Raw genomic sequence first — 21,446 nt, 5'->3', positions numbered from 1 at the left:
GATATACTTGATTTAATTGTGTATTACCACAAATACTATTATATCATAGATTAATAGAAACGTCTACTTAATTATATTTTTTAGTTAACATTTCTACTTATTCTTAATATTGAAAATACATTTAAGACCTTTGTATTACTATAAATTGGTACGAATGTAGATAAAGCTAAAAAAAATTCTCTAGAAAATAAAATCTATATAACTGTGTATCTATAAATTTATAATAACCATATGAACTATAAGTATAAGTAATCAATATATGTGTACATCCATACAATTTATTTTTAAGTATAGATATTATTACCCACCTAAAAAACTTTCACAAAACCAAAAGAGTATATGTTTTTGATAACTTACCAATATAACTTATAACTCATCTTACAAGTCTTATTTAATAAATATTTATACCACTAAATTCCTCTAGTTTTACCAATTTAGTTTTATTCGACAATTAAAACAATACAATATAACTAGTTATTACTCAACAGATATGTTTGAAAATTGAATAAATTTACAGATATGAATAATATTTTTTATATATAAAAACAAACTAAAACAGTAGAATATATGGAAAATTTTACCTGTAGTTTTTGTATTAAAAAGCTCCTATTATTAGTTTAAGTTAGACTGAATGAGGGAGCGACATAAGATGAAAGAAGAAATGTTAGTAGAAAAATTATTAAGAGCAGAATTAATAGTGATGGAATATTTATGGAAAAAAGATTCTAAAATGTCTAAAAAAGAAATTGTAAAAGATATAACACAGATGTATGGATGGCATAAAAGTACAATAAAAACACTATTAAAGGGGCTACTTGACAAAGGTTATTTGGCTAGGGATATTATAAAGTTTCAATCTCATTATAAAATAATAATAGATACTGAAGAATATTACGCTTTTAAGAAAAAGGTACTAAAATCTAGTAAGAGTAGAAAAATAATGCGCTCTCTTACTACCATGCATAAAAATGTAAGTAAAGAAAAGTTAGATTCATTAGAAGAGTATTACAGAAACTTAAAAGAGTAATATGGTAAAAATCAGATGTATATATTTGGCTAAATTCTTTTGTCTGAGGAGTTTTATTGATGTAGAATTTACATATGCATAAATCGGCAAAAGGGTGTAAACTATGAAAATTATTAAATTACCAGAAGCAGAATTAAAAGTTATGAGATATATTTGGGAAGCTAACAAAGTATTAACTTCTAGAGATTTGGTTAATGCAATGGAAGAACAAAATGGATGGAATGAATCAACTACATTTACAGTTTTAAAAAGATTAGAGCGAAGGGAATTTTTAGGTACAGAGAAAACAGGTAAACTTACACACTATAATGCAATAGTAAAAGAGGAAAAATATCTAAGGTTTGAAACAAAATAATTTTTGAAGAATATACATAAAAATTCAATTTCAAGTTTAATATCAGCATTGCATAGTAAAGATGATGAAGTGGATGAAGATAAATTAATTGAACTCGAAGAACATTTTAAGCGTTTGAAAGAAAAAAATGACAAATAGATACATAATAAATAAAATGAAGGTAGAAAAAGTTATAATTTCATACCTTTATTTTATTTAATATTCTGAACATATTAAAAAATGAAATAGGTTTGTCTTATATTTATATAAATTTTAACAGAATATGTATGGTATATAATAGATAGTATGTATAAAAATAGAATTTAAATAAGTAGCTATTATTGCAGTTAAATAAATGCTTCTAAGCCTATTTGGGTGGAAAAATGGTGGAAGAAAACTAGTAAAATATGATTATTCCAACATTCTTCCGCCTTAAAAATAAAAACTGCTCAATAAGAATTAATATACATTAATTCAGCTGAATCCAATCAAAATACTTAAATAAAAGTAATCTGAAAACAACATAATTCAAATCAATTAATTCAAATAAACCTCAATTTATCTTAAATCTTAAGAAATATTTAAGATTTAGGATAATATTTTCTTAAGATTTATATTCTATTATATATTTATAAGGTAAAGTTACAAAAATGTAAGCCAAATTAATATAACAATTTAGTCATTGTTGAGAAAGGGAGTGAAAGATATTGTATAATAGAGATGAGTATTATTATACAATAGAGGAAGTGAAAACATGTACAACATATTAGTAGTAGATGATGATAAAGAAATCGTTGATTCAATAGAAATATATCTTAAATCAGAAGGATTTAAAATATATAAAGCATATGATGGAATGAAAGCTTTGGAAGTAATAACAGAGAATGACATTCATCTAATATTAATGGATATAATGATGCCTAAATTGGATGGAATCAAGGCAACTGTGAAAATAAGAGAAGAAAGAAACATACCAATAATTTTAATTTCAGCAAAAAGTGAAGATACAGATAAAATAATGGGATTAAATATTGGAGCTGACGATTATATAACAAAGCCATTTAACTTATTAGAGCTTATAGCTAGAGTTAAATCAAACTTAAGACGTTATGTAACTTTAGGTAATTATGAAGATGCAAGTCAAGAAGTTTTAAAAAGTGGAGCTTTGGAGTTAAATACACTAACAAAAGAAGTGAAAATTGATGGTGAAAATATAAAAATGACTCCAATTGAGTACAAAATCATTAAACTTCTTTTAGAAAATAAAGGACGAGTTTTCTCAATAGATGAGATATACGAAAAAGTATGGAATGAAGAAAGTTTTAATTCAGAAAATACAGTAGCAGTACATATTAGGCGAATAAGAGAAAAGATTGAAATAAATCCAAAAGAACCAAGATTTTTAAAGGTGGTGTGGGGAGTTGGTTATAAGATTGAAAAATTTTAGTGGAAAACTTATAAAAGAAAAAAGTTTAATATTTAATTGCGTTTTGATTTTGGTCATTTTTACATTTACACAAATGTTAGGAATTCTTATATGTTTTAACTTTTTCTCTAGTAGTTTAATTTATTCTATGGGAATTATGCTTGTATTAAATTTTATATTATATAAAATACTGACAATGTAGATGAGGTGGACAAGTTGGAAAAATATAGAGCATTGAAGTTAGTCTCATTAATCATAATATCTATCTCATTTCCATTAACTATATTGTTGGTAACAATAGGACTTGCTGAACCTAAATACAATATACAAAAAACTTCTACAAATAATGGAATTTTTAATATATCTGATGATTTTTATGACAGTAATTTGTTTGATGATGAGACAATGTTGAATTTATTATACAATTTTAAGCTATCTATAGGTATTGGGTTAAGTAGTGAAGAAAAAATAAATTATGAAGATTTTTACACAAGAGGTAAGAGTCTAGATTCAAGTAGTAGCATTTCTGATTATAATAAAATCATGAAGAAGGTAGGAGCTTCTTCTGAATATTTAAATTCTCTAAAAAATATAAAAATGTATATTGTAAAGATAAATTCAGGCGAATTTTATACAAATACAGAATATAGTTCGTTAGAGGGTTTTAAGCAAAACATTAAAGGCTATTGTGACATAGAAATAGTAAATGATGGAGAAAGAAGCTCATATACTAAAAAAATAAATGGAGAAAAATTTGAATTAAATAATGTTAGTATGGAACTAAATGGAGAAGAAGACGCTTTTGAGGTCTATGCATCTTTTCCCAAAGAACCCACTGTAGATGATGGAATAGTATATACTAACTTTCAAGTATTTAAACAAGCTACAGAAAAAGTAAGATTATTTTTTGTAGCTAGTTTAAGTTTAGCAATTATATGTTTATTATCTATAATTTTATATAGTAGAATAAAATGTGAAGCTTTAAAAAGAAATAACATACTTTTACTAATATACAATAAGATACCTATGGAATTTAATGTAATATTGGTATCTATTTCAACCGTGTTTTTGATTATGTATATTTTTGATGTATCTTATGATATTTATGTCATGATGTTAGTTTCTGTATCCTTATTGGTAGTATCAAATAATATATTTTTTATACATGTTCAATTGAGTTATTTAGAAAATAAAATATGTATATTTAAGTCAAGTATTATAGTAAGAGTGATTTTATGGCTAATAAAGACTGTAAAGGAGGTCATTAACGCTATAAAAAAAGTATCTTTAGCAAGAAAAGTTATTATGATAGTGATAGCATCTTTAGTTTTAATCATGGCGATTAGCACTCAAAGTACAAGTTTTGGATTATTAGTTTCTATATGGATATTTTTAGGATTTGCAATATATATAACTAAAAGACTTTCCTATCTTAGCTATGTAATAGAAGGTACAGAAAAGATAAAACAGGGAGAGTTAGATTATAAGATAAAAATTGCAGGAAATGATAATTTTACATCTTTAGCTGAAAATATAAATAATATTGGAGAAGGTCTTGATAAAGCAATAGAAGAGCAAGTAAAGAGTGAAAGAATGAAGTCTGACCTTATAACAAATGTATCTCATGATTTGAAAACTCCACTTACTTCTATAATAAATTATGTAGACTTGATTAAAAAAGAAGAATCTATACAACCAGACTATATAAATGACTATATAAATGTGCTTGAATCAAAGTCAAAAAGATTAAAATTATTAATAGAAGATTTATTTGAAGCTAGTAAAGTAAGTAGTGGTAATATAGAATTACAGATTAGTAAAATTGATTTAGCGCAACTATTAAGACAAAGTATAGGTGAACTTGAAGAGAAGTTGTCTAAAAGTAATTTAGATATAAAATTAAACGTCCCAAATAATAAGGTATATATATGGGCAGATGGAAGAAGAATGTATAGAGTATTTGAAAATCTTTTGTCTAATATAGCTAAATATTCTTTAGAGGGAACTAGAGTATATATTGATGTATACGATTGTGATAAAAATCTAAAAGTAACTATGAAAAATATATCTTCTTATGAATTAAACTTTGACCCAAGTGAGATTATGGAAAGATTTAAAAGGGCAGACGAATCAAGAAATACTGAAGGTAGTGGATTAGGACTTGCTATTGCAAGAGATTTAGTGAACTTACAAGGTGGAAAGTTCTATATAGAAATAGATGGAGATTTATTTAAAGCAAATTTAGAGTTTCAAAAATATGAAGAAGAAGTAACAAGTGTAGATTGAGATAATATTTAAATACACACATACTTTTATAAAGAATAATAAATTTTATCATAATAAATTAAAATCTTGTTAGTAACGATTGAAATGTAAAAAACAGAGTGGTTTAAAACTACTCTGTTTTTTATTTAAAATCAAGATGATAATAAATTAAAATTGTACATATAATTTAGAAACTATTATCTAAAGATTATAGGATAATTCCAAATAAATATATAGATATCACACCTGTAACAATAGAAATCCCAATAGATTTAAACCTATAAGCTACAAGAAGTACAACTAGAAAAGATATAATTTTAGGATTAGTCATAGATAAATATAAATTATCATCATTAAAGAATACATCTTTAGCAGTTAAAGAAGTAAGTATTGCTACAGGTATAAATTTCATGATTTTTTTCAAAGGTTCAGGCATTTCTTTTTTTGAGAAAATCAACATAGGAAGAACTCTTGGAAGATATGTAACAATATACATTCCAATTATAATACAAAGTATGTAATAATTATTATTCATAAGACTCCTCCTTTTTATAGTAAGATTCCTCTATGAAGAAACCAATCAAAGATGCTAAAATTGAAGTAACTATTATCACCAAATTATTTCTAAATAATGCATATAATACAACTGAAATAATAATTGATGATATAAATACCACAATATAAATTTTATTTTTTATCTGAGAAACTATTAGAGCTATAAACATAGAGGTCAATATAAAACCAGAAATAGAACTATCTATAGATATACTTTCTCCTAAAAATGCTCCAATAAAATTAGCTAAAACTGATGAAATTAGACAGAAGAAGTTTAGATAAAGTGCATTTTTATCAGACCAATTTCCAGTAGTAAATTTTTCGTAATTAACTGCAAAAGTTTCATCTGTTATAGTATGACAAAATGGTAATATAAATTTTGGACTTTTATTTTTTATACACATATTTAAATTAGAGCTCATTAGAAAATGTCTTAAATTAACAATGAATGTAGTCAAAACAATAGATGTTATACTTGCCCCAGTAGAAATCATTGAAGCTGCAATAAATTGAGAACTTCCTCCAAATACTAGTGTTACCATTAGTGCTATTTGAAAAGGTGAAAGACCAGATTTTTGTAATAGTATTCCTCCTACTATACCTATAGGTATATAACCTAGAAATATTGGGATTGAAGCAATAAAACTTTCTCTTATTTCTTGAGATTTTCCCATAATAAAATCACTCCTTTTGTTTTAATGTATTAAAGATTAGTAAAACAGTAAAATAGATTAGTGGTATAATTGCAATCATACTTAAAAATGAATTTGGATTAATATGTAAACTACCATATAAAATCAAGATAGTTTAAAAATACTATCAAAATCAATATACTGGTAATAATCTATATTAATCTCTATAAATTAATTACTATCTGTTGTAATTTTATTGTAACAACAAAAAAAAATACACACAATTAAAAAATTGTGTGCAATACAATTATCTTTTCTCATCCAATAATCTTTTCAGTACAGTAAGACCTGATTTAAGTTCTTCTGTACTTTCTGTAGCACATACGGCTATTCTTATTGCAGAAATAGGTTTTTCCTTTCCAACAGCAAAACGCTCAGATGCATAAACCTGTACACCTTTTTTAAGTGCTTCCATTTCAAATTCTTCTGCCATTATATCATCAGGCAGAATCAACCACCTAAAGATACATTCGTCACGTCCTAAAAGATTGTATTCAGATAAATACTGATTAATAATCTTGTTTCTTCTCCTTGCAGATTTGCGACGAGCATTGATTAATTTATCAGCTTCTCCTGAACTAATCATACGATAAGCAATTTCTGTTAAAAAATAGGATTGAGATAAATTAATATTGTATAAAGCACTTGATAATGCTTCTCTATACTGTTTAGGTGTAGAGATATAGGCCAAACGTAAGCTAGGTGCAATAATTTTTGATAAACTCGTAATATAGATTGTCTGATTTGGTATATAAGAAGCCACTGGATTTAAATGTTCTTCATTAAGTAAGCTATGAATAGCATCTTCAATAACAATTAGATTGTATTTAGATGCAATATTTGCAATCATCTTTCGCCCATTTTGTGACATTATATGTGTAGTTGGATTTTGATAATCTGGTATTATGTATAGACCTTTAATATTTTCATTTTTACAAGCATATAATAGACCTTCTTCACTAATTTCCATATTTTCTTGTTTAATTGGAACTAGTTGTATTCCAAGCATTTTAGCTGCAGTCTTTATTCCAGGGTAAGTTAATGGGTCTACACCTATTTTATCTCCATGTTGAAATAAACCTGCTAAAATGGCTACAATTGCATTTTGTCCACCACTTGCAGGAAGTAGACTATCTGCTGTAGTTTCAAGTCCAGCTCTATAAATTAATTTAACAATAGCTTCTTTTTGCCACTTGGCACCATCTCTTTGGCCATACTGAAATATAGTTTTAAAATCGATTTCTTTAATTATATGCTTAAACAAGGTATTCATTTCTTCTAATGTGAAATCTGGATTCATTGTACCCATTTCAATAAATGTAATTTTATTATCACTCGACATTAAGAATAAATTTGAGCGTGTATCATAAGATACAAAAGTCCCACTTCCAGTAACTCCACTTACCAATCCTTTTTTTTCACAAATTTTAAAAGCTCTAGAGATGGTACTGACATTAACATCTAAAAAATCTGCCAATTCACGTTGTGGTGGTAATTTAGTACCTGGCAACAACAATCCATTATTGATGTCTATTTCTAACTGTTCTGCAAGAGCTTTATATAATATTTGTCCTTTTGAAGGTCGCTTTGGTTTCCAGCTCATATGATAATTTTCAAAAGAATTAATTGGCATAAATTTTCACCTCTCATTATTAGTTTAATTGCTATCTTTATCTAAAACAATGAAGCCATATTTTTAATTATTCTTATTTTCTAACTCTATTTCCAAGTTCTTTATAAATTTATTAAATTCTTCTGGATGTCTTTTTCCAAATAATATTCGTACAAGGACTGAATTAATTTTTCCAAATACATTTCTCTCACTTTCACTTTCAGTGAAAATAAGTTTTGTATTTTTTAAATCAATATGTATAAGTTCATACCTAGTGATAATACTTTCTCTGTTATTGCTTGTTTTTATCTCATATATTTTATTTTTTTCAAAATTAGTTATTTCAACCTTAAATCTTTTGTTATTTTTCTGTTGTACAAATGTCCCCACTGCTTTTTTTTCATTAAAATTAGGAAAATTTAATCTTGCAGATTTTGTAAATATATTAAATATATCTTTTGCAGAATGTTTTAATAAGATTTCAGCTTTAAATGTATTCATATCGTTTTCCTCTCTGTATGTAAATTTAATACTCGTAAATTAATTTTTAAGTTAAAATAGTATAATATGCCATATAAAAGCATGTAAAAGTCATTTGTATATCCAAAACCATATGGTATAAGTATTTATACTATTATATAAAAGTAAAATTTTAAAACAGAAAGTGTTAAAAGCATAATTTATAATAGTTTTTATTGTTGAGTAGATATGTATTATTATATCTAATTAAACAAGTTTTTCAATTATAAATTTATAAATATTATTATATTATAATTCAAATAAAGGATTAAATTATTTAAATTTATAAATAGTAAATACATTTAGTAAATTACTAAATATACAAAATGTAAATGATTATCAAATTGTATAAGTACCAATAACACCCAGTTACCTATAGGGTTTGAATAGCAAAAAATATTAAATTAAGTATGGCATGATAGTTGCTTATATAATTTATCAAGAAAGGAGTTATTAAGCATGGAGTTGAGAGATAAACTTGTAAACATCATAAATACAGAAAATAAAAAAGAACCATTAACAGATGTTCAGATAGCAAAGTTTTTAAGTACAACTAGAGAGAATATAACTAATTTAAGAAAAGAGCTTAATATAAGTAATTCAAGGCAAAGAAGATATCCTTATCTAAAGTCAGCAATTTCATCTATATTACAAAAGAATAAAAATATTTCTATATCAGAAATCACAAGAGAATTGATGGCAGAAGGTTTTAATATATCAAGAAGAGTTGTAGAGGAACTTTTGCCTAATGAAAGTTTGGAAATGAATGTAGTAGAGATACCTAAAGAAGAAGCAGAAGATTCATTTGAAACTCTAATAGGAAATAAGGGAAGTCTTAAAAATGCAGTGGAACAGGCTAAGTCAGCTATATTATACCCTCCAAAAGGATTGCCCACGTTGATTGTAGGAGAAAGTGGAGTTGGTAAAAGTTTATTTTCTAAGCATATGTATGAGTTTGCAAAGAAGAAAAAAGTAATAAAAGAAAGTTCAAATTTTGTTGTATTTAATTGTGCTGATTATAGTGACAATCCACAATTATTGTTATCTTTGTTATTTGGATATAAAAAAGGTGCATTTACAGGTGCTGAATACGATACACCAGGTCTTGTAGAGGAAGCTGATGAAGGAGTTTTATTTTTAGATGAAATACACAGATTGCCTCCAAAAGGTCAAGAAATACTATTTTCTATATTAGACAGAGGAAAGTTTAGAAGATTAGGTGAAACTAATGCTGAAAGGAAAGTAAGTATTATGTTAATTGGAGCTACTACTGAAAATGTGGAAACTAATTTATTATTGACATTTAGAAGAAGAATACCAATGCTAATAACTTTACCACCATTACATGAGAGACTACTAAAAGAGAAAATAGACCTTATATACAATATCTTTCAACAAGAGTGTAATAGAATAAATGCAAAAATATTTGTAGATAAAAATGTAATTGAAATACTTGCACTAAAAAAATTTAGTGGAAATATAGGGCAATTACAAAATATGATTCAGGTTCTTTGTGCAAGAGCTTTTATGAAGTTTATAAATTCCAAAGGTGAAGATAAAGAGTCAATAGTAGTAGTAGATATAAATGAAGTTCTAAAGCTTAAAGATTCTTTTAAAGATGCAGCTTTTCAAGAGGTTGAATACACAGAAATAAGAAAATATTTAAAAAATGCTATATTTATGCCATTTAATTCAGATGAATCATCAGTAAAAGGAAATTTTTTGAGTGACGAGTATATGTTACCAGAAGATATATACAAAACAATTGAAAAAAAATATTATGATTTAAAATCCCTTGATATTGAAGATATAGATATAGAGAATATTTTATGGACTTTTATTTTAAATAGATTTGCTGATTTAAAGTTCAATCTTAATAGTGATGAAGAGCTTTTTTCAATGAGTGATTTAAATAGTTTTGTAAGTGATGATTTAGTCAAGTTAGTAAAAGAACTTATGAATGATATAGTTGAAAAAAATATTAGCTTAGAAGTAAATAAAAACATGTTCAAATATCTGGCAATACACTTAGAAGAAGCTATAAAAAGAATTAAATTAAATCAAAAAATAATAAACGTAAATTTAGAAAAAATAAGAAGTGATTTTTCAAAAGAATATGAAATTGGTAAAAATTTTGCAATAAAAATAGAAGAATTAATTGGCATTAAGATTCCAGATGATGAGATTGGATTTATAACACTATATATAAAATCAGCTCTAAAAAATGAAGTAAAAAAAGATAAAGTAGGATTAATAATAATTTCTCATGGACGTATAGCTACTGAGACTGTAAATGTGGTTAAAGAACTTTTAGGAGTAAAGTTTCCTGTAGCTATAGACATGCCTTTAGATGAAAAACCAATAAATATATACAATAAGGCAGTAGAATTATCAAAAATAATAGACCAAGGAAAAGGAGTTTTGTTTTTGGTAGATATTGGTTCACTTACGAACATAGGTCAGATAGTAAATAAGCGAACTAATATAAATACTAAAACTATTGATAGAGTGGATTTATTAATGGCATTAGAGGCAGCTAGGAAAGTTTCTATGGGAGATGAAGAATTAGATGAAATATTTTTTTCTTTGTTAAAAGATAGGATGGGATATAATTATGAATTGGAAAAACATATGGATAAATCAAATGCAATTGTAACTTTGTGTCTTACTGGAGAAGGAACTGCCAAATACATAAGTGAAACATTGGAAGAAAAGTATAATAATACTAAATGTTATCAAATGAGTGCGTTAGATGAAAATTTATTTTGTAAAATTGAAAATTTGAAGGAGACAAACAATATATTGGCTATTGTTGGGACAATAAATCCTAAGATACCAGGTATAAATTTTATCCCATATAATAAAGAACTTTTCAAAAACCTGGATATATACTTATCAAACTCAAGAAAACAAGAAGACAAACAAATTAAAGTGTATGAAAGAATGCTTGATGAAGATTTATTTATTTTCGAACCAAATATATACTTTAAAAAGGATTTATTAGAGTATATATGTTCAATTCTTATAAATAAAGGATATGTGGAAAAAGATTACTTAGATTCTGTTTTACATAGAGAAGAAATGCTTCCAACATATTCTAAAGGAGCCATAGGTGTTCCACATGGAGATTCATCTACTGTAAATAGTACAAGGTTTGTTTTTGTTAAACTAAAGAATCCTATTGACTGGAATGTAGGTAATGTAAATTTTATATTTATGCCAGTTTTTAAGACTAATGATAAAGATATTGTTAAAAATGTTCTTGAAATATTAAAAGATGAAGAATTTATGAATAATGCTAAGCAGTGTTTTAATAAAAATGATTTCAAAAATATTATATTAGATAAATTTAAACATCTGTAGCCATAACAAAAAATTGAGAGGAGTCAAAGTAATGAATGTAGATTTAATATCATTAGGCTTAGAATCTAATGATTATGAAAGTGTTATTAAAGAATTAGGAAATAAAATGTATGAAAAAGAATATGTAAAAAACACATACATAAGTGCTGTATTAGAAAGAGAAAAGACACTACCAACAGGTCTTGATATTGGTGAAATGTGTGTTGCTATTCCGCATACAGATTCAAAACATATAAATGAATCTAATGTAGCTGTGGGTATATTGAAAAATCCTGTAAAGTTTAATTCAATGATAGACCCAACAGATAGATTGGATGTAGAACTTGTATTCTTATTAGCAGTAAAGAATCCAGATTCACAAGTAAAATTATTAAAAGATTTAATGTCAGTTTTTCAAAATATAAAATTATTAAAAAATATAAAAAATGCGTCAACAAAAGAAGAAGTAGCTCAATTATTGGATTTTATAGAGTTATAGTGAAAATCCAAACAATCAAGAGTAAGTGTTGTTTTTAAATGAATTTAATTTATATAAAATAAAAACTTAAAGTATAAAATTAGGAGGAAATTATTATGAAACAATTCAATGTATTATCAGTTTGTGGTTCAGGGACAGTTACATCATCAATGGTGGCAGGTAAATTAAAAGAAGTATTAGGAGATAAGGGAATTTCTATTACAACAACAGAAGCTAGACCAACAGAAGCACTAAATTTGGCACAATCAGGAAGGTTTGATTTTATAACATTTACTAGTCCACTTCAAACAGGTGATTATGGAATACCTACCATAAATGCATTTGCTTGTTTAACTGGAATAGGTGAAGAGGCATTTTTTGAAGAAGTATTAACTGTTATTGAGAGAATAAATAAGTAATATCTAGGTGTAAATTATAGTATTTAAATCTGTGATTTAGATACTATAATTAGTCTGAAAATTCAATTAAATATTTATAAATAGGAGGATAAAAGATGTTAGAATTTATGAAATCTATAATCGATACATTTGGTTCTGCAATTATAGTTCCAATTATAATATTCATAATAGCAAAAATATTTAAAGTGACTACAAAGAAATCATTTCTTTCTGCTGTTTATGCAGGAGTTGCTTTACAAGGTTTTACACTTATATTAAATTCTTTTACACCAATAATAACACCAGTTATTAATAGAATGGTTGAAAGTACAGGGGTAAATCTACCAGTTTTTGATGTTGGTTGGCAAGCTACATCATTGGTCGCATTTTCAACAAGTGCAGGAATGATATATTTAGGCCTTGGAATTTTATTACAAACAATTTTATTTTTAGTAAAATGGACAGACGTATTTCAACCTTCAGATTTGTGGAATAATTATTCGTATATGGTATGGGGAGCTATGGTCATAGGAGTAACAGGAAATTTCCCTTTAGGTATAGGATGTATGGTTTTATTAAACTTATATAGTTTATTAATATCAGAATTAGTTGCAAAGAGATGGTCCAGTTACTATAGATATCCTAATTGTACAATAATAGCTATGCATAACGTTGAGGCCTCTGTATTTGCAGTGTTTGCAGACCCTATATACAATAAACTTGGATTAAACAAAATTAAGTTAAATCCTAAAGAACTAGAGAAAAAACTAGGTTTCTTAGGTGAACCAATTACTTTAGGTCTTTTTCTAGGTATGTTTATTGGGATATTAGGTAATATGACAAGAATAAATACTATGGAAGCTTGGGGAGAAATAATGAAGGTAGGAATATCTACGAGTGCTGTTATGGCAATTTTCCCTAAAGTAGCAAGTATGTTTGCTCAAGCATTTGCACCTATAACAGAAGCTGCTAGGAAGATTATGCAAAAAGCTGGAAATCGTGAGTGGTATATAGCAGTAAATGATGCTGTTGGATATGGTGAACCTGCAACACTAATATCAGGTCTTATTTTAATTCCAATAATGCTTGTAGTAGCCATGATACTTCCTGGTAATAAGGTATTACCAGTTGTAGATTTATTGGCAATTCCATACATGGTGCAAGGTTTAGTTGCTATACATAATGGTAATATTCCAAAAGTATTAGTTTCAGGTATAATTTGGTTTGGACTAGGATTATATATTTGTACATCTACAGCACCATTATTTACAGATATGGCTACAGGAATAGGAGTTGCTATACCAGCAGGAGCAATGCTAATAACAAGTTTCAATATATTAGGAAAACCTTTGATGGGATTAGTTTTCTTTGCGTTTTTAAGTGCAAATCCGATTTATATAGGTCTTTCGATTGTAATTTACTTCATCTTATGGGCGTTATTTAGAAAAAATAAAGCAAGTATACTTGATTATTTAGAAAAGCAAGCACTTAAAAATGTAGCAGAGGAGTCTGTAGCAGTTTAAAGTTATAAGTGATAAAAAGAGTAATTAAAGGAGTTTATAGTTGATTTTATATAAATATCAGAGATTATTTGATAAGATTTGATAAGTATTTAAATGAAATATAGACTCCTTTTTATAATGTATATATTTATAATTTATTGTATTGTATAGTCAGTTTTTTAGGTGTCTTGTTATACAAACATACTCTTTTATGTTTATACAATAATGTAGTCTAATTTTATAAAATGTAACTCATATTGGCAAAATACCTTGTATATAACGTATTTGCATGAATAAACTATTTATCTTTTGTATGGCATAGATATTGCTATATACAAGTATATAGCATGAAAGGAGATATTTATATGTCAGATAAAATGAGAGCATCAGTATTATACAATATAGGTGATGTTAGATATGAAATGGTAGATATACCAGAAATAAAAGAGAAAGAAGTACTTGTAAATGTAAAATATGTTGGAATATGTGGTTCAGATTTACCTAGGTCTATGGTAAGTGGTTTGAGTGGAAATACAGCATATCCATTAATTTTAGGACATGAATTTTCTGGGGAAGTTGTTAAAGTTGGAGAAAAAGTAAAAAATATTAATGTAGGAGATAGAGTGACAGTTGCTCCATTAGTACCTTGTAGAGAATGTAACCATTGTAAAAAGGGTAATTTTGGTTTGTGTGATGATTACAATATAATTGGAACAAGAGTAAATGGAGCATTGGCAGAATATGTAAGAGTTCCTGAAGAACATATTTTAAAACTTCCAGATACATTGGACTATGAAACTGCTGCTGGAATTGAACCAGCAACTATAGCTTATCATGGTATTTCAAATTCAGGTATTAAAGTAGGAGATAGTGTAGTTGTATTAGGTTGTGGTCCAATAGGCCAATTTACTATACAATGGGCAAGGGTTTTTGGAGCGTCTAAAATTATAGCTATCGATATTTTTAATGAAAAATTAGAAATTTCTAAATCTCTAGGAGCAAATTATACCTTGAATTCAAAAGAAGTAAATGTAATTGAAGAAATAAGAAAAATAACCAATGGTGGTTCTGATATTGTTATAGAAACTGCTGGTAGTAGGTTTACACAAGAACAATCTTTACTAATAGCGAAAAAAAGAGGGCAGATAGTATTTGTAGGAATATCACATGCAGAACTACCGCTTAGTGTAGAAGCTACTGAGTGTATATTGCGTGGAGAACTCACTTTAAAAGGTTCTTGGAATTCATATACAAGTCCTTATCCTGGAAGAGCATGGACTGCAACTTTGGATTTTATGGAAAAAGGTGATATTGTTTTTACACCAATGATTTCACACAAAATAGGGCTTAATGAGGTAGGAGATTTTTTAAGTAAAATGAGCAAGAAAGAGATTAAATTTAATAAAATCCTAGTAGAAATATAATAATTAAATTATAAAATTTGGATATTAAACAAAATAAGAGTAATTTTTCTAAATAAAATGTAGGGGGGAGAAAGATGTTAGAAAGTTTAAAGGAAGAGGTACTAAAAGCGAATTTAGAATTACCTGCAAGAGGGCTAATTACTTATACTTGGGGAAATGTGAGTGGTATAGACAGAGAAAAAGGATTGGTAGTTATAAAACCAAGTGGTGTAGAGTATAGTAGTATGAGTGTAGAAGACATGGTAGTAGTTGATTTAGAAGGCAATGTAATTGATGGTAAATTGAAGCCATCTTCAGATACTCCAACGCATCTAGTTTTATATAAAGAGTTTGAAGAATTAGGAGGAATAGTGCATACACATTCAAGTTGGGCAACTATTTGGGCTCAAATAGGAAAATCTATACCAGCATGTGGTACTACTCATGCAGATTATTTTTACGGAAGTATACCATGCACTAGAAAAATGGTTCGAGAAGAAATTTGTAATGATTATGAAAAGGAGACTGGAAATGTGATTGTTGAAGAGTTTATGGGAAAAAATCCAATTCATTGTCCAGGAATAATTGTGAATGACCATGGACCTTTTACATGGGGCAAAAATGCGAAAGAAGCTGTACATAATGCAGTAGTTTTGGAAGAAGTCGCAAAAATGGCTTATTATACAGAATTAATGAGCCCTGAGAACATTATGGATAAAGTGCTTATGAATAAACATTTTTCGAGAAAACATGGAAAAGATGCATACTATGGTCAAAAATGATTATTTGGAGGTAAATTATGTTGGAGTCTTTGAAGGTTAAAATTGTGGAGATAGCAATTAAAGCAGAACATTATGGCTTATGTAAAGAAAAGGCTGGTAATTTTAGTATTAGAGATAAAGAGACTGGATATGTTCTCATAACACCCTCTGGTATAGGAAGAGGAGAATTAAAAACAGAACATATTTGTGTGTTAGATTTAGATGGAAATGTAATAGAAGTTAAGAAGGGAATTAAGCCTAGTAGTGAGATATTGATGCATATTGAAATATATAAAACAAGGGAAAATGTGAATGCTATATCACACACTCACTCTATATATGCAACATCTTTTTCGGTAGCAAAGAAACCCATTATACCAATTGTATATGAGTCTGTTAATTATGGCGGTTATGTGGATATTGCTCCATATGCAAGGCCAGGAACTTTAAAACTTGCTAAAAATGTTTCAAAATTATTGTTATATACAGATGCTTGTTTGTTAGAAAGACATGGATTAACAACTGTGGGTAATGATTTAGAAGAGGCATTATTAAAATCAAGGTATGTAGAAGAAGTAGCAGAAATATACTATAGGTCTTTAGTGTTAAATCAATTTAAGGAACCTGAAGCAGTAGATGTTGATGAATTTAAATCATGGAAATATCCAGAAGAAATAAAATTTTAATCTATACAAATTACATTAAGATATTAATTAAAATATAGATATACTATTTATGTGAATTATTATTTTTGTAAATGTATTTAGTATACTTTTTTAAACGAATATAGAATTCCAGAGTCGTATGAATTTGACTTGGAATTCTATATTTTTTATTTATGCATTATTTTTCAACTGATTTTCTGGAGAATTTATATATTCAAAGTATTTTTTAGTTTCAGATACTATTATAGGAGATAATGCAAGTAAAGCTATTAGGTTAGGTATTGCCATAAGTCCATTTACAATATCAGCAATTATCCAAACAACTTCTAATTTTAAGAATGCACCTAATAGTACCATGGCAACAAATACAGTTCTATATCCATTCATGCCTTTTACACCAAATAGGAACTCAAAACATCTTTCTCCATAATAACTCCAACCTAAAATTGTAGTAAATGCAAATAATGTCAAACTAATTGTAAGTAATATTGGTCCAAATGTAGGAATTGCTCCATTAAAAGCTGCCTGTGTCATAACAGCTCCATTAAGGTCTGAACACCATACTCCTGAAATAACAAGAGAGAATCCAGTAAGTGTACAGATTATAATAGTATCTATAAAAGTACCTGTCATAGATATAAGACCCTGTTCCGCTGGCCATTCAGTTTTAGCCGCAGCTGCAGCTATTGGAGCACTACCTAGACCAGATTCATTTGAAAATACACCACGAGCTATACCATTTCTAATAGCTAGTGAGATAGTTGCTCCTAGGAAACCACCAGTTGCAGCAGTAGTCGTAAAAGCACTTTTAATTATTAGCATAAAAGTTTCTGGTATCTTGTTCCAGAAAGATATTAAAATAATACCACAGATTACAATGTATATAACAGCCATAAAAGGTACTATTTTAGTAGCTACATTAGAGATACTTTTGAGACCTCCAAACACAACTAAGGCTACAAATACTGCTAATATGACACCTGTAATTCTAGGGTCTACACCAAAACTACTATTTATTGCATCTGTTATTGAATTTACTTGAGTGAAAGTACCTATTCCTAAAAGTGCAACTAATATACCACTTATAGCAAAAAATATTGCAAGAGGTCTCCATTTTTCACCCATACCATTTACTATGTAATACATAGGTCCACCAGACACTTGACCATTTTTGTCTTTAGTTCTATATTTTATTGCAAGAACACCTTCTGAATACTTAGTAGCCATTCCAAAGAATGCTGCTATCCACATCCAAAAAAGGGCACCAGGTCCACCAGCCTTAATAGCTGTAGCAACACCTACAATATTACCAGTACCAACTGTAGCAGCTAGTGCAGTACATAAAGCTGCAAAACTTGAAACATCACCACTACCTTTGTTTTCAGCAGAGAAGATTAATTTAAGAGCTCTTGGAAGTTTAGTTATTTGTATAACTCCAAGTTTAACAGTAAGTAATATACCAGTACCAACAAGTAGTACTAGTAAGGGTGGTCCCCAAATAAAAGCATCAACTTTGTTCAAAATATCAATTAGATTCATAAAAACACTCCCTCATTTTTTTTTGCTTTGCATAATCAATAGAATTTTTAATGAAGTAATTGACAGGAAATAAGTATAATTTATTAATAATTTCTAGTGTAATAAAAAAAGCTAAATCTAAAAAAGATTCAGCTCTGGATATACACTAATTAGCAACCAAAATAAAAGTATTAATAATACTGATTTTGGTAGATAATCCCTGTCCTTTTGCCTGAGAGATTGAGCATAAAAGCCTTGCCCCTTCGGCGCCCATAATGGGTCTCTCCAGAGTTCCGTAAATTTTACAGTCCTACTTTTAAAAAGTACCTGAGAGTGTTACTCCTTCGGTGTGCTAGATAGCAACTCTTCTATAAAATCTTAACCGGATATTGATTTGTCATAGCTTATTGTATTAATAATATTAATATAAGTTTTTATGTTTTGTCAACTAAAAAATTAAAAAACAGTAAGAAAATATAAAAATGTAAGTCTAATTACGAATGATAAACTTAAAAATATAAGTAATATACGTGAAATTTGATGCTATAATAAGTATACAAATTAGGTATAAAATAAGTTTTAGATAAAAAAATAAGAAAATCTTAAATAATTAATTAGATACCATTAAATTATGGTAATATTATAGTTACGATATTAAGAAAAGTTCTATTTATTTAGATTTTAAGTGCAATATGAGATTGAACATAGAGAAAGGAAGTATTTTTAGATGGGAAAAATATTAGTACTAGCAGAAAAACCTTCTGTTGGAAGAGATATAGCAAAAGTTTTGGGGTTGAAAAATGAAAAAAATGGATATATAGAGGGGCCAAAGTATGTAGTTACTTGGGCATTAGGTCATTTAGTTACACTTGCAGACCCTGAAAGTTATGGAGAAAGATATAAATCATGGAACTTAGAAGACTTACCAATTCTTCCTAAGTATCTAAAGACTGTTGTAATAAAAAAGAGTGGAAAGCAATTTAATACAGTCAAGGCTCAAATGAATAGGAATGATATAGATGAAATAGTTATAGCAACAGATGCAGGTCGTGAAGGAGAACTTGTGGCAAGATGGATAATAGAAAAATCACAAGTAAAAAAGCCTTTAAAACGTCTTTGGATTTCTTCAAGTACAGATAAAGCAATAAAAGAAGGTTTTGCAAAATTAAAAAGTGGAAAAGAATATGAAAATTTATATTATTCAGCAATAGCACGAGCAGAAGCTGATTGGATTATTGGAATAAATGCTACTAGAGCTTTGACAACAAAGTATAATGCGCAACTTTCTTGTGGAAGAGTTCAAACACCTACTCTTGCCATGTTACTAAAGAGAGAGGAAGAAATAAGAGATTTTAAACCTAAAGAGTACTATGGATTGGAGTTAATTGCTACAAAGGGAAGTTCAGACATAAAATTTATTTGGAGTGATAAGAACAACAATTCTTCAACATTCAGTAAAGAAAAGATAGATTCTACATTAAAAAAGGTGAAAAATTTAGATATAAAAATATCTGAGGTAAGTAAATCATATAAGAAAAAATATTCTCCTGCACTATATGATTTAACAGAGTTGCAAAGAGATGCAAATAAAATGTTTGGATTTTCAGCAAAAGAAACATTATCTATAATGCAAAAGTTATATGAGCATCATAAAGTGCTTACTTATCCTAGAACCGATTCTAGATATTTAACATCAGATATTGTTGGGACATTAAAAGACAGGATAAAAGCTGTAAATGTTAGTGATTATTCAAAGATTTGCAACAAATTATTAAAAAGCAATATTATAGCTAATAAATCTTTTGTTGATAATTCAAAGGTGACAGACCATCATGCAATAATACCAACAGAGCAGAAGGTATTTATGAGTGATTTTAGTGATAAAGAGCGAAAAATATATAATCTTGTAGTAAAAAGATTTTTAGCAGTATTATCTCCTCCATTTGAATATGAGCAGACAACTATAAATGCAAGTATAGAGGGAGAAACATTCAAAGCAAAGGGAAATAAAGTAATAAATTTAGGATGGAAGGAAAGCTATAAAGATATTGATGATGAAGATGAATATGAAAGTATACCAAATGTTTTAGAAAAAGACATACTTAAAGTTAAGGAATTAAAGGTAACTTCAGGTAAAACAAATCCACCACCATATTTAAATGAGGGCACATTATTAACAGCTATGGAAAAAAATGGTCTTGGAACAGTTGCTACAAGAGCAGATATAATAGAAAAATTGTTCAATTCATTTTTGATGGAAAAGAAAAATAAAGATATATATATAACATCAAAAGGGAGACAATTATTGGATTTAGTTCCAGTAGATTTGAAAACACCAGAACTTACAGCTTCATGGGAAAAAAAATTATTGGAGATTTCAAAGGGAAAACTTAATAAAAACACATTTATAAATGATATGAAAGCTTATTCAAAAGACATTGTCTTAGAAGTGAAAAATAGTGATAATAAATTTAAACATGATAATTTAACTAAAAATAGATGTCCAGAGTGTGGTAAATTCATGCTGGAGGTAAATGGTAAAAAAGGTAAAATGCTGATTTGTGAAGATAGAGAGTGTAATACTAGAAAAACTATATCACAAGTAACTAATTCAAGATGCCCTAATTGTCATAAGAAATTAGAACTTCGTGGAGAAGGTGAAGGAAGAATTTTCACTTGTAGCTGTGGATATAGAGAGAAATTGTCATCTTTCAATAAAAGAAAGCAAGAGGAAAAAAAGAAGGCATCAAAAAAAGATGTTAATCAATACTTAAAAAATCAAAACAAAACTCAAGAAACATTTAATAATCCATTTGCAGAAGCACTAGCTAAATTGAAAAATAAATAGTTTTTAAATTATTATTATACACAATTAGAAGTTTAACTATATATTAGTTATATGTACTGATATAATATAGTGTATAATTTAGGCATGAAAGTAGGGCTGTT

Annotated in this window: 16 protein-coding genes, 1 pseudogene and 1 riboswitch; of the genes and pseudogenes, 12 read left to right on the top strand and 5 right to left on the bottom strand. The window is 27.7% G+C overall.

Annotated elements, in window-relative coordinates:
- Window positions 1-649 precede the first annotated feature (649 nt).
- The 4 genes and pseudogenes from ACTG46_RS12785 (at window position 650) to ACTG46_RS12770 (ending at window position 5,073) form a co-directional block, all read left to right on the top strand.
- Entirely contained in the window at window positions 650-1,027 is a 378-nt protein-coding gene (locus ACTG46_RS12785) for a BlaI/MecI/CopY family transcriptional regulator (protein ID WP_479922948.1), read from the top strand.
- 103 nt (window positions 1,028-1,130) lie between these two features.
- Window positions 1,131-1,520: pseudogene (locus tag ACTG46_RS12780) on the top strand (BlaI/MecI/CopY family transcriptional regulator).
- 595 nt (window positions 1,521-2,115) lie between these two features.
- Window positions 2,116-2,808 carry a response regulator transcription factor gene (locus ACTG46_RS12775; protein WP_054270844.1) on the top strand — a complete coding sequence of 231 codons (693 nt, stop codon included), beginning with the start codon at window positions 2,116-2,118 and terminating at the stop codon, window positions 2,806-2,808.
- A 195-nt stretch (window positions 2,809-3,003) separates the two neighbouring features.
- A complete protein-coding gene (locus ACTG46_RS12770; protein ID WP_479922947.1) occupies window positions 3,004-5,073 on the top strand; it encodes a HAMP domain-containing sensor histidine kinase in 2,070 nt (689 codons plus the stop codon).
- Window positions 5,074-5,260: 187 nt separating this feature from the next.
- Here ACTG46_RS12770 and ACTG46_RS12765 read toward each other — a convergent pair whose 3' ends face one another.
- From ACTG46_RS12765 to ACTG46_RS12750, 4 genes are all read right to left on the bottom strand, one after another.
- A complete protein-coding gene (locus tag ACTG46_RS12765; RefSeq protein WP_054270841.1) occupies window positions 5,261-5,587 on the bottom strand; it encodes an AzlD domain-containing protein in 327 nt (108 codons plus the stop codon).
- Window positions 5,580-6,281 (bottom strand): AzlC family ABC transporter permease, encoded by a 702-nt coding sequence (locus tag ACTG46_RS12760; protein WP_479922946.1) that lies wholly within the window; start codon window positions 6,279-6,281, stop codon window positions 5,580-5,582. Before ACTG46_RS12760 ends, ACTG46_RS12765 begins: the two co-directional genes overlap by 8 nt.
- 265 nt (window positions 6,282-6,546) lie before the next feature.
- Complete coding sequence (locus ACTG46_RS12755) at window positions 6,547-7,932, bottom strand: aminotransferase-like domain-containing protein (protein ID WP_479922945.1); 1,386 nt, start codon at window positions 7,930-7,932, stop codon at window positions 6,547-6,549.
- A 63-nt stretch (window positions 7,933-7,995) separates the two neighbouring features.
- On the bottom strand, window positions 7,996-8,412 hold the full coding sequence (locus ACTG46_RS12750) for a DUF3284 domain-containing protein (protein ID WP_054270838.1): 417 nt from the start codon (window positions 8,410-8,412) through the stop codon (window positions 7,996-7,998).
- 477 nt (window positions 8,413-8,889) lie between these two features.
- Between ACTG46_RS12750 and ACTG46_RS12745 the strand changes: the two genes are divergently transcribed.
- The 7 genes from ACTG46_RS12745 to ACTG46_RS12715 all read left to right on the top strand — a co-directional run bounded on the left by ACTG46_RS12745 (window position 8,890) and on the right by ACTG46_RS12715 (window position 17,000).
- On the top strand, window positions 8,890-11,793 hold the full coding sequence (locus ACTG46_RS12745; protein ID WP_223153148.1) for a sigma 54-interacting transcriptional regulator: 2,904 nt from the start codon (window positions 8,890-8,892) through the stop codon (window positions 11,791-11,793).
- Between the two features lie 31 nt (window positions 11,794-11,824).
- The gene (locus tag ACTG46_RS12740) at window positions 11,825-12,271 is read left to right on the top strand and encodes a PTS sugar transporter subunit IIA (RefSeq protein ID WP_054270836.1); all 447 of its coding nucleotides are present in this window, start codon (window positions 11,825-11,827) and stop codon (window positions 12,269-12,271) included.
- A gap of 95 nt (window positions 12,272-12,366) precedes the next feature.
- Window positions 12,367-12,669: a PTS sugar transporter subunit IIB gene (locus ACTG46_RS12735; protein WP_479922944.1), complete on the top strand. Its 303-nt coding sequence runs from the start codon at window positions 12,367-12,369 to the stop codon at window positions 12,667-12,669.
- Between the two features lie 95 nt (window positions 12,670-12,764).
- Window positions 12,765-14,171 (top strand): PTS galactitol transporter subunit IIC, encoded by a 1,407-nt coding sequence (locus ACTG46_RS12730; protein ID WP_054270834.1) that lies wholly within the window; start codon window positions 12,765-12,767, stop codon window positions 14,169-14,171.
- 344 nt (window positions 14,172-14,515) lie between these two features.
- On the top strand, window positions 14,516-15,574 hold the full coding sequence (locus ACTG46_RS12725; protein ID WP_479922943.1) for a galactitol-1-phosphate 5-dehydrogenase: 1,059 nt from the start codon (window positions 14,516-14,518) through the stop codon (window positions 15,572-15,574).
- 74 nt (window positions 15,575-15,648) lie between these two features.
- On the top strand, window positions 15,649-16,335 hold the full coding sequence (araD, locus tag ACTG46_RS12720; protein WP_054270832.1) for an L-ribulose-5-phosphate 4-epimerase: 687 nt from the start codon (window positions 15,649-15,651) through the stop codon (window positions 16,333-16,335).
- Window positions 16,336-16,352: 17 nt separating this feature from the next.
- Window positions 16,353-17,000 (top strand): class II aldolase/adducin family protein, encoded by a 648-nt coding sequence (locus ACTG46_RS12715; RefSeq protein WP_054270831.1) that lies wholly within the window; start codon window positions 16,353-16,355, stop codon window positions 16,998-17,000.
- 150 nt (window positions 17,001-17,150) lie between these two features.
- On the opposite strand, the gene ACTG46_RS12710 is transcribed toward ACTG46_RS12715, so the two are convergent.
- On the bottom strand, window positions 17,151-18,518 hold the full coding sequence (locus ACTG46_RS12710; protein WP_054270830.1) for an alanine/glycine:cation symporter family protein: 1,368 nt from the start codon (window positions 18,516-18,518) through the stop codon (window positions 17,151-17,153).
- Between the two features lie 189 nt (window positions 18,519-18,707).
- Window positions 18,708-18,796, bottom strand: a riboswitch (glycine riboswitch).
- Between the two features lie 428 nt (window positions 18,797-19,224).
- On the opposite strand from ACTG46_RS12710, the gene ACTG46_RS12705 reads away from it, so the two are divergent.
- Window positions 19,225-21,345 (top strand): DNA topoisomerase III, encoded by a 2,121-nt coding sequence (locus ACTG46_RS12705; protein ID WP_479922942.1) that lies wholly within the window; start codon window positions 19,225-19,227, stop codon window positions 21,343-21,345.
- Window positions 21,346-21,446 lie beyond the last annotated feature (101 nt).

Source organism: Clostridioides sp. LIBA-7678 (assembly GCF_056716065.1).
The sequence above is the reverse complement of the archived record's forward strand: the minus strand, read 5'-3'. Positions and strand labels throughout refer to the sequence as shown.